The organism is Pantoea sp. X-Soil-OKNW-556 (assembly GCF_059730695.1).
Genome location: NZ_AP035990.1, coordinates 4,074,597 through 4,084,234, shown reverse-complemented (window position 1 = coordinate 4,084,234; position 9,638 = coordinate 4,074,597). Strand labels below are relative to the sequence as shown.

The 9,638-nt window shown below is 51.6% G+C and carries 13 protein-coding genes; all 13 read left to right on the top strand.

All coding sequences use genetic code 11. From position 1 onward, the window contains the following. The first annotated feature begins 88 nt into the window (after positions 1 to 88). A complete protein-coding gene (gene fkpA, locus AC6I8T_RS19065) occupies positions 89 to 919 on the top strand; it encodes an FKBP-type peptidyl-prolyl cis-trans isomerase (RefSeq protein ID WP_021184810.1) in 831 nt (276 codons plus the stop codon). A 168-nt stretch (positions 920 to 1,087) separates the two neighbouring features. Further along, the gene (locus AC6I8T_RS19060; protein WP_013510778.1) at positions 1,088 to 1,810 is read left to right on the top strand and encodes a helix-turn-helix transcriptional regulator; all 723 of its coding nucleotides are present in this window, start codon (positions 1,088 to 1,090) and stop codon (positions 1,808 to 1,810) included. Further along, on the top strand, positions 1,810 to 2,196 hold the full coding sequence (gene tusD / locus AC6I8T_RS19055) for a sulfurtransferase complex subunit TusD (RefSeq protein WP_497834238.1): 387 nt from the start codon (positions 1,810 to 1,812) through the stop codon (positions 2,194 to 2,196). Before AC6I8T_RS19060 ends, tusD begins: the two co-directional genes overlap by 1 nt. Then, a complete protein-coding gene (tusC, locus tag AC6I8T_RS19050; RefSeq protein WP_021184808.1) occupies positions 2,196 to 2,555 on the top strand; it encodes a sulfurtransferase complex subunit TusC in 360 nt (119 codons plus the stop codon). Before tusD ends, tusC begins: the two co-directional genes overlap by 1 nt. Positions 2,556 to 2,564: 9 nt before the next feature. After that, the gene (gene tusB / locus AC6I8T_RS19045) at positions 2,565 to 2,852 is read left to right on the top strand and encodes a sulfurtransferase complex subunit TusB (RefSeq protein ID WP_208724290.1); all 288 of its coding nucleotides are present in this window, start codon (positions 2,565 to 2,567) and stop codon (positions 2,850 to 2,852) included. 130 nt (positions 2,853 to 2,982) lie between these two features. Next, entirely contained in the window at positions 2,983 to 3,357 is a 375-nt protein-coding gene (gene rpsL, locus AC6I8T_RS19040; protein ID WP_003852912.1) for a 30S ribosomal protein S12, read from the top strand. 96 nt (positions 3,358 to 3,453) lie between these two features. Next, entirely contained in the window at positions 3,454 to 3,924 is a 471-nt protein-coding gene (rpsG, locus tag AC6I8T_RS19035) for a 30S ribosomal protein S7 (RefSeq protein ID WP_013510774.1), read from the top strand. 93 nt (positions 3,925 to 4,017) lie between these two features. After that, positions 4,018 to 6,132, top strand: a complete 2,115-nt coding sequence (gene fusA / locus AC6I8T_RS19030) for an elongation factor G (RefSeq protein WP_013510773.1) — start codon at positions 4,018 to 4,020, stop codon at positions 6,130 to 6,132. A gap of 69 nt (positions 6,133 to 6,201) precedes the next feature. Further along, positions 6,202 to 7,386, top strand: coding sequence for an elongation factor Tu (tuf, locus tag AC6I8T_RS19025; protein ID WP_013507398.1), 1,185 nt, complete (start codon positions 6,202 to 6,204; stop codon positions 7,384 to 7,386). A gap of 183 nt (positions 7,387 to 7,569) precedes the next feature. Then, positions 7,570 to 7,764 carry a bacterioferritin-associated ferredoxin gene (bfd, locus tag AC6I8T_RS19020; RefSeq protein ID WP_021186410.1) on the top strand — a complete coding sequence of 65 codons (195 nt, stop codon included), beginning with the start codon at positions 7,570 to 7,572 and terminating at the stop codon, positions 7,762 to 7,764. 100 nt (positions 7,765 to 7,864) lie between these two features. Further along, positions 7,865 to 8,347 carry a bacterioferritin gene (bfr, locus tag AC6I8T_RS19015; RefSeq protein ID WP_021186409.1) on the top strand — a complete coding sequence of 161 codons (483 nt, stop codon included), beginning with the start codon at positions 7,865 to 7,867 and terminating at the stop codon, positions 8,345 to 8,347. 314 nt (positions 8,348 to 8,661) lie between these two features. Continuing rightward, positions 8,662 to 8,973, top strand: coding sequence for a 30S ribosomal protein S10 (gene rpsJ / locus AC6I8T_RS19010; protein ID WP_006120582.1), 312 nt, complete (start codon positions 8,662 to 8,664; stop codon positions 8,971 to 8,973). Positions 8,974 to 9,005: 32 nt separating this feature from the next. Then, positions 9,006 to 9,632 (top strand): 50S ribosomal protein L3, encoded by a 627-nt coding sequence (gene rplC, locus AC6I8T_RS19005; RefSeq protein WP_021186408.1) that lies wholly within the window; start codon positions 9,006 to 9,008, stop codon positions 9,630 to 9,632. The last annotated feature ends 6 nt before the right edge of the window (positions 9,633 to 9,638 follow it).

Below are 9,638 nucleotides of genomic sequence, written 5' to 3'. Positions count from 1 at the left end.
GAGTGTTCGCCGCTGCCACGTAAAGTTATAGTGTGGGCCACAGTCCGCAATGATTCCCGAGGCGAGAGGCTTCGGTTTTGGAGAAAGGATGAAATCACTGTTTAAAGTCACATTGTTAGCTACCACAATGGCCATCGCACTGAATGCCCCGCTGGCAATGGCCGCTGAAGCGACCACCGCCCCGGCTGATGCTGCTCAGGCTGCGCCACAGGCACCGAAAAATGCTGCCTTCAAAAATGAAGATCAGCAATCAGCCTATGCGCTGGGTGCTTCTCTGGGTCGCTACATGGACAACTCTCTTAAGGAACAAGAGAAACTGGGCATCAAACTGGACAAGCAACAGCTGATTGCTGGTGTTCAGGACGCGTTCGGCGGCAAGAGCAAACTCTCTGATGAAGAGATCGAGCAAACTCTGCAGGCGTTTGAAGGCCGCGTGAAAGGCGCTGCTCAGGCGAAGATGGAAAAAGACGCGAAAGAGAATGCTGATAAAGGCACCGCTTTCGCTGACAAATTCGCCAAAGAGAAAGGCGTGAAGAAAACTGAGTCTGGCCTGCTGTACCAGGTTGAGAAAGAAGGTACTGGCGACGCACCGAAAGACAGCGATACCGTGGTGGTGAACTATAAAGGCACCCTGATTGACGGTACCGAGTTCGACAACTCCTACACCCGTGGCGAGCCGCTGTCATTCCGTCTGGATGGTGTGATTCCAGGCTGGACCGAAGGTCTGAAGCATGTGAAGAAAGGTGGCAAGATCAAGCTGGTCATCCCACCGCAGTTGGCCTACGGTAAAAACGGCGTGCCGGGTATTCCGGCGAACTCTACGCTGGTGTTCGATGTTGAGCTGCTCGACATCAAACCGGCGCCGAAAGCCGATGAAAAAGCACAGGCTCCGGCCGCTGCTGATAAGAAAGCGCAGTAATCTGCCTACCGCCGCCTCAGTGCGGCGGTTTCATTTCTGATGGATGACAAAGCTCTGGCATAACCCGGCGACATTTGCCAGACTAACGCCTGCACAACTACTACTATCAAAATGAGTCTGCCCCAGAGCTGCCGTGACAGGCTCCAGCCATTTAGGGTGATGTCTTCGATGTCTAATCCATTCAATCCCGGTGAACTGACTGACTTCGATTTACTGGAGCAACGTCCGTTTGAGCAAGCAGACTACGATATCCTGAAATCCTATGAGGCTGTCGTCGATGGCCTGGCGATGCTGATTGGCTCGCACTGTGAAATCGTGCTGCATTCACTGGAAGATTTAAAATGCTCCGCTGTGCGTATCGCCAATGGCGAACACACCGGACGTAAAGTCGGATCACCGATTACCGACCTGGCGCTGCGCATGTTGCATGACATGCACGGTGCGGATAGTAATGTCTCAAAAGCCTACTTCACCCGTGCCAAAAGTGGCGTACTGATGAAGTCGGTGACGATTGCTATTCGTAATCGCCAGCAGCGGGTCATTGGCCTGCTGTGTATCAACATGAACCTTGATGTGCCTTTCTCGCAGATTATGTCGACCTTTATGCCGCCAGAGATGCAGCAGGTCGACTCTAACGTAAACTTTGCCAGCTCGGTAGAAGACCTGGTGATGCAAACGTTGGAGTTCACCATTGAGGAAGTGAGCGCCGATCGCAATGTATCCAACAATGCCAAGAATCGGCAGATTGTACTTAACATGTACGAGAAGGGCATTTTCGATATTAAAGACGCGATTAATCAGGTTGCCGATCGCCTCAATATCTCCAAACACACGGTGTATCTCTATATTCGTCAGTTTAAAAGCGGCGATTTTCAGGGACAGGATCGTTAATGCGCTACACCCTGCTGGTCACCGGCCCGGCTTACGGTACCCAACACGCCAGCAGCGCGTTGCTATTCGCCCGTGCATTGTTACAGGCCGGGCATCAGCTTGAGAGCGTGTTTTTTTATCGTGAAGGTGTGCTGAATGCCAATCAACTGACGGCACCCGCCAGTGATGAAGTCGATATGGTGCGCGAGTGGCAGCAGCTTCAGCAATCGCACGGTGTAGCGTTGAATATTTGCGTGGCTGCGGCGTTGCGGCGTGGTGTCACTGACGTTCAGGAAGCTGCGCGCTTGCAGTTGGCAGGCAGTAATCTGCAACCCGGATTCGTATTAAGCGGGCTTGGCGCATTGGCGGAAGCCTCACTGACCTGTGACCGTTTGGTGCAATTCTGATGAACCGTGTGGCTTTTCTTTTTACTCAACCTCCCCATGGCAGCAGCGCAGGCAGGGAAGGGCTGGATGCGGTGCTGGCTACCGCTGCACTCAGCGAGGATATTGCGCTGTTTTTTATTGGCGATGGGGTACTGCAACTTAATTGCGATCAACAGCCTGAGCCGATTCTGGCACGTAACTATATCGCCACCTTTGGCGTGCTGGCGCTTTATGATATCGACCAGTGTTTTGTCTGTGAGGAATCACTGCACACACGCGGATTCAACGCTGCGTCACCGCGTGTGATACCCGCTGAGGTGCTGGACGCGGCTGCGCTACGCCAGAAACTGGCGACTTATCATCGCATCATTCGCTTCTGAGACTTCACCATGCTCTACACCCTTATGCATTCACCCTGGCAATGCGATATCGATACCTTATTGTTGCTGCTGGAGCCGCAGGATGATCTGTTGCTGCTCCAGGACGGCGTGACGGCCGCGTTATTGGGTAGTGCCATGCTGGAAAAGTTACAAAACACCCCGGCAAAACTTTGGGTGTTGCAGGAAGATGTGGTGGCGCGTGGCCTGGTTGAACAAATTTCGACCAGCGTAACCTGCGTGGACTATACTGAATTCGTTGCTTTAACGGCGAAGCACCAGCAGCAAATAGCCTGGTAGTACGCTAAAACCTGGTTATTTCTTGACACCCTTTTGACACAGCCCTAAAATTCTGCCTCCTCGTAGTAATACGAGGCGATTTATTACGTGTTTACGAAGCAAAAGCTAAAGCAAATCCAGGAGCTATTTAATGGCAACAGTTAACCAGCTGGTTCGCAAACCACGCGTCCGCAAAGTTGCAAAGAGCAACGTGCCGGCGCTGGAAGCTTGCCCGCAAAAACGTGGTGTTTGTACTCGTGTGTACACCACTACCCCGAAAAAACCTAACTCAGCGCTGCGTAAAGTTTGCCGTGTGCGTCTGACTAACGGTTTCGAAGTGACTTCCTACATCGGTGGTGAAGGTCACAACCTGCAGGAGCACTCCGTGATCCTGATCCGTGGCGGTCGTGTTAAAGACCTGCCAGGTGTGCGTTACCACACCGTTCGTGGCGCGCTGGACTGCTCAGGTGTTAAAGACCGTAAGCAGGCTCGCTCCAAGTATGGCGTGAAGAAGCCAAAGGCTTAATGGTTCTCCGTTAAGTAAGGCCAAACGTTTTAACTTAAATGTCAAACTAAACTCGTAGAGTTTTGGACAATCCTGAATTAACAACGGAGTATTTCCATGCCACGTCGTCGCGTCATTGGTCAGCGTAAAATTCTGCCGGATCCTAAGTTCGGATCAGAGCTGCTGGCTAAATTTGTAAATATCCTGATGGTAGATGGTAAAAAATCTACCGCTGAATCAATCGTTTATACCGCTCTTGAGACCCTGGCTCAGCGTTCTGGTAAAAACGAGCTGGAAGCCTTTGAAGTAGCCCTCGAAAACGTACGTCCGACTGTCGAAGTTAAGTCACGTCGCGTTGGTGGTTCTACCTATCAGGTACCAGTAGAAGTCCGTCCGGTTCGTCGTAATGCTCTGGCAATGCGTTGGATCGTAGAAGCTGCTCGTAAACGCGGTGATAAATCTATGGCTCTGCGCCTGGCGAACGAACTTTCTGATGCTGCAGAAAACAAAGGTACTGCAGTTAAGAAACGTGAAGACGTTCACCGTATGGCAGAAGCCAACAAGGCGTTCGCTCACTACCGCTGGTAACAGCCACGTAGTTGTTGTTAAACCAGCGGGCGCTCAAACGGCCAACCCGCTGGGGTCGACTAACTTTGAACGTCCGAAAAACCGAGGAATAAAATGGCTCGTACAACACCCATTGCGCGCTACCGTAACATCGGTATCAGTGCACACATCGACGCCGGTAAGACTACCACTACCGAGCGTATCCTGTTCTACACCGGTGTTAACCACAAAATCGGTGAAGTACACGATGGCGCAGCAACAATGGACTGGATGGCGCAGGAGCAGGAGCGTGGTATTACCATCACCTCCGCAGCGACTACTGCGTTCTGGTCAGGTATGGCTAAGCAGTTTGAGCCGCACCGCATCAACATCATCGACACCCCGGGACACGTTGACTTCACCATCGAAGTAGAACGTTCCATGCGTGTGCTCGACGGCGCAGTAATGGTTTACTGTGCAGTAGGTGGCGTGCAGCCGCAGTCTGAAACCGTATGGCGTCAGGCTAACAAATACAAAGTTCCGCGTATTGCGTTCGTTAACAAAATGGACCGCATGGGTGCGAACTTCCTGAAAGTTGTAGGTCAGATCAAAACCCGTCTGGGCGCGAACCCGGTTCCGCTGCAGCTGGCTATCGGTGCAGAAGAGAACTTCACCGGTGTTGTTGACCTGATCAAAATGAAAGCTATCAACTGGAACGATGCTGACCAGGGTACTACCTTCGTTTACGAAGATATCCCGGCTGACATGCAGGACCTGGCTGAAGAATGGCGTTCAAACCTGATCGACTCTGCTGCCGAAGCTTCTGAAGAGCTGATGGACAAGTACCTGGGCGGCGAAGAGCTGACCGAAGAAGAGATCAAAGGCGCTCTGCGTCAGCGCGTACTGAACAACGAGATCATCCTCGTGACCTGTGGTTCTGCATTTAAGAACAAAGGTGTTCAGGCGATGCTGGATGCGGTTGTTGAGTTCCTGCCAGCTCCGACCGACGTACCGGCAATTAACGGTATGCTGGACGATGGTAAAGATACTCCGGCCGAGCGTCACGCTAGCGATGATGAGCCTTTCTCTGCACTGGCATTCAAAATCGCAACTGACCCGTTCGTGGGTAACCTGACGTTCTTCCGCGTGTACTCTGGTGTGGTTAACTCCGGTGACACCGTGCTGAACTCAGTGAAATCTGCGCGCGAGCGTTTTGGCCGTATCGTTCAGATGCACGCCAACAAGCGTGAAGAGATCAAAGAAGTTCGTGCGGGCGACATCGCTGCAGCAATCGGCCTGAAAGACGTGATCACCGGTGATACCCTGTGTGATCCAAACGCGCCGATCATCCTGGAGCGTATGGAGTTCCCTGAGCCGGTAATCTCTATCGCCGTTGAGCCGAAAACCAAAGCTGACCAGGAAAAAATGGGTCTGGCTCTGGGTCGTCTGGCGAAAGAAGACCCGTCATTCCGCGTATGGACTGACGAAGAGTCTAACCAGACCATCATCGCTGGTATGGGTGAGCTGCACCTCGACATCATCGTTGACCGCATGAAGCGTGAATTCAACGTTGAAGCGAACGTGGGCAAACCGCAGGTTGCTTACCGCGAAGCGATTCGCGCGAAAGTTACCGATATCGAAGGTAAACACGCCAAGCAGTCTGGTGGTCGTGGTCAGTATGGTCATGTCATCATCGACATGTACCCGCTGGAGCCGGGTTCAAACCCGAAAGGCTACGAGTTCGTCAACGACATCAAAGGTGGTGTGATTCCTGGCGAATACATCCCTGCGGTTGACAAAGGTATCCAGGAACAGCTGAAATCAGGTCCGCTGGCTGGTTATCCGGTAGTTGATCTGGGTGTTCGTCTGCACTTCGGTTCATACCATGATGTTGACTCCTCAGAACTGGCATTTAAACTCGCTGCTTCTATCGCCTTTAAAGATGGCTTTAAGAAAGCGAAGCCGGTACTGCTTGAGCCGATCATGAAGGTTGAAGTTGAGACGCCGGAAGAGAACACTGGTGACGTCATCGGTGACCTGAGCAGCCGTCGTGGTATTCTGCGCGGTCAGGAATCCAACGTAACTGGCGTTGTGATTCACGCTGAGGTTCCGCTGTCTGAAATGTTCGGATACGCGACTCAGTTGCGTTCTCTGACCAAAGGCCGTGCTTCTTACTCCATGGAGTTCCTGAAGTACGATGATGCGCCGAACAACGTCGCTCAGGCCGTTATTGAAGCTCGTGGCAAATAAGGCTACGGTTTAAAAATTGTGAACTGATGCCTTCATCACTGATGAAGGCATAACGTAAGGATTATCGCCATGGCGAAAGAGCAATTTCAACGTAACAAACTGCACGTAAACGTGGGCACCATCGGTCACGTTGACCACGGTAAAACCACTCTGACTGCTGCAATCACCACCGTTCTGGCTAAAACCTACGGCGGCCAGGCTCGTGCATTCGACCAGATCGACAACGCGCCGGAAGAGAAAGCTCGTGGTATCACCATCAACACTTCTCACGTTGAGTACGAAACCCCGACTCGCCACTACGCGCACGTTGACTGCCCGGGCCACGCCGACTATGTGAAAAACATGATCACCGGTGCTGCTCAGATGGATGGCGCAATCCTGGTTGTTGCTGCGACTGACGGCCCGATGCCGCAGACCCGTGAGCACATCCTGCTGGGTCGCCAGGTAGGCGTTCCGTACATCATCGTGTTCCTGAACAAATGTGACATGGTTGATGACGAAGAGCTGCTGGAACTGGTTGAGATGGAAGTTCGTGACCTGCTGTCACAGTACGACTTCCCGGGCGACGACACTCCGATCGTTCGTGGTTCAGCTCTGAAAGCGCTGGAAGGCGACGCAGAGTGGGAAGCGAAAATCGTTGAGCTGGCTGGCCACCTGGATACTTACATCCCGGATCCGGTTCGTGCAATCGACCTGCCGTTCCTGCTGCCGATCGAAGACGTATTCTCAATCTCAGGCCGTGGTACTGTAGTAACCGGTCGTGTTGAGCGCGGTATCGTTAAAGTTGGTGACGAAGTAGAAATCGTTGGTATCAAAGCGACTGCGAAATCAACCTGTACTGGCGTTGAAATGTTCCGCAAACTGCTGGACCAGGGTCAGGCAGGCGAGAACTGTGGTGTTCTGCTGCGTGGTATCAAGCGTGAAGACATCCAGCGTGGTCAGGTACTGGCTAAGCCGGGCACCATCAAGCCGCACACTCAGTTCGAATCAGAAGTGTACGTACTGTCTAAAGACGAAGGCGGCCGTCATACTCCGTTCTTCAAAGGCTACCGTCCTCAGTTCTACTTCCGTACTACTGACGTAACAGGTTCAGTAGAACTGCCGGAAGGCGTAGAGATGGTAATGCCGGGCGACAACATCAAAATGGTTGTTACCCTGATTCACCCGATCGCAATGGACGAAGGTCTGCGCTTCGCAATCCGCGAAGGCGGCCGTACCGTTGGTGCGGGCGTTGTTGCTAAAGTTATCGCTTAATTGCGCTGACGCAGGTGGCTATTTCGGTAGCCACTTGAGCACGAAAAGAAGAGCACTTCGGTGCTCTTTTTTTATGCCTGAATTTCCCCCCTCTGATATCTAATCCCACACAAAATCCAGGTTTGAAATAAAAACCATTCTCATTTACACTTTGATCAGAAAATGTACCGGAGTCCGTAGTAAATGTACGTCTGCCTGTGTAATGCCGTGAGTGATAAAACCCTTCGCGAAGTAGTCCGTCGCTATCAGCCCAAATCTATTCAGCATTTGCGCCAACTGGTTCCTATTGGCAAACAGTGTGGCAAATGCATCCGTGTCGCGCGTGAAATCATGGATGACGAACTCCAGCAGGTACCGCTGTATAAAGAGATCGCCTGATTCACGAACCGGAATGGAATAACCACAAAAACTGTCGCGTTTTTTTGACTTCTTTTTATCCGCATCTACGCTCTAATTAACTGGAAGCGGAGGAAGCGAAATGAAGGGCGACACTAAAATCATAAATCATCTCAACAAATTGCTGGGGAATGAGTTGGTTGCTATCAACCAGTACTTTCTTCATGCACGTATGTTCAAAAACTGGGGTTTAACACGCCTCAATGATGTGGAATACCACGAGTCCATTGATGAAATGAAACATGCGGACAAGTACATTGAACGCATTCTGTTTCTTGAAGGGATTCCCAACTTGCAGGATCTTGGCCGGTTACGGATTGGCGAGGATGTGCCGGAAATGCTGCAATCCGATCTGGCACTGGAACTGGAAGGGGCGAAGGATTTGCGTGAAGCCATCGCCTATGCTGATAAAGTCCACGATTACGTCAGCCGCGATATGATGATTGAGATTCTTGCCGACGAAGAACACCACATTGATTACCTGGAAACCGAGCTGGAGCTGATTAATAAAATCGGGATTCAGAATTACTTGCAGGTACAAATCAAAGAAGAGGGCGACAGTTAGGCTGATTTCACCCTCACGCTATGCCCAGCCCGCAGCGTTCTGTGATCGCTGCGGGCTTTTCTTTTCCCGTTACGTCCTTTTCTGGTTAAAAACGCATCATGGGTTGCTTCCTGAACAGATTTGCGTATAATGCGCGGGCCTGCCGATATTGGCCGGCGCGATTCGAGCAGAATCGCAGGTGGTTATTAAGCTAGGCCACCTGACAATACTCCCAATTGGGGAGTTATATGCTGAACGATTACACTCCCCCATCAATCGTAATGGGTGTGGGTAGTAATTTTTTTCGTTTATAAAATGTTTGGAGCCTTGGTCTCATGTCGAACCAAAGAATCCGTATCCGTCTTAAAGCGTTTGATCATCGTCTGATCGATCAATCAACCGCGGAAATCGTTGAGACTGCCAAGCGCACTGGTGCGCAGGTACGTGGTCCGATCCCGCTGCCGACTCGCAAAGAGCGTTTTACCGTTCTGATCTCTCCGCACGTCAACAAAGATGCGCGTGATCAGTACGAAATCCGCACTCACAAGCGTCTGGTAGACATCGTTGAGCCAACTGAAAAAACCGTTGATGCACTGATGCGTCTGGATCTGGCTGCCGGTGTTGACGTGCAGATCAGCCTGGGTTAATCAGGTCATCGAGCGATTGAGAGGTTGATACAATGAGTGGTTTAGTCGGTAAAAAAGTGGGCATGACCCGCATCTTCACTGAAGATGGCGTTTCAATCCCAGTAACCGTTATTGAAGTTGAAGCAAACCGCGTTACCCAGGTTAAAACTCTGGAGAACGATGGTTACCAGGCGATCCAGGTTACCACCGGTGCTAAAAAAGCTAACCGTGTGACCAAACCTGAAGCTGGTCACTTTGCTAAAGCTGGCGTTGAAGCTGGCCGTGGTCTGTGGGAATTCCGCACCGAAGGTGAAGAGTTCGCTGTTGGCCAGAGCATCAGTGTTGAAATCTTCGCTGAAGTGAAAAAAGTAGACGTAACCGGTACCTCTAAAGGTAAAGGTTTCGCAGGTACCGTTAAGCGCTGGAACTTCCGTACCCAGGACGCGACTCACGGTAACTCCTTGTCTCACCGCGTACCGGGTTCTATCGGTCAGAACCAGACTCCGGGCAAAGTGTTCAAAGGCAAGAAAATGGCTGGTCAGCTGGGTAATGAGCGCGTAACCGTTCAGAGCCTGGAAGTAGTACGTGTTGACGCTGAGCGCAACCTGCTGCTGGTGAAAGGTGCAGTTCCGGGTGCGACCGGTAGCGACCTGATCGTTAAACCGGCTGTGAAGGCGTAAGGGGAT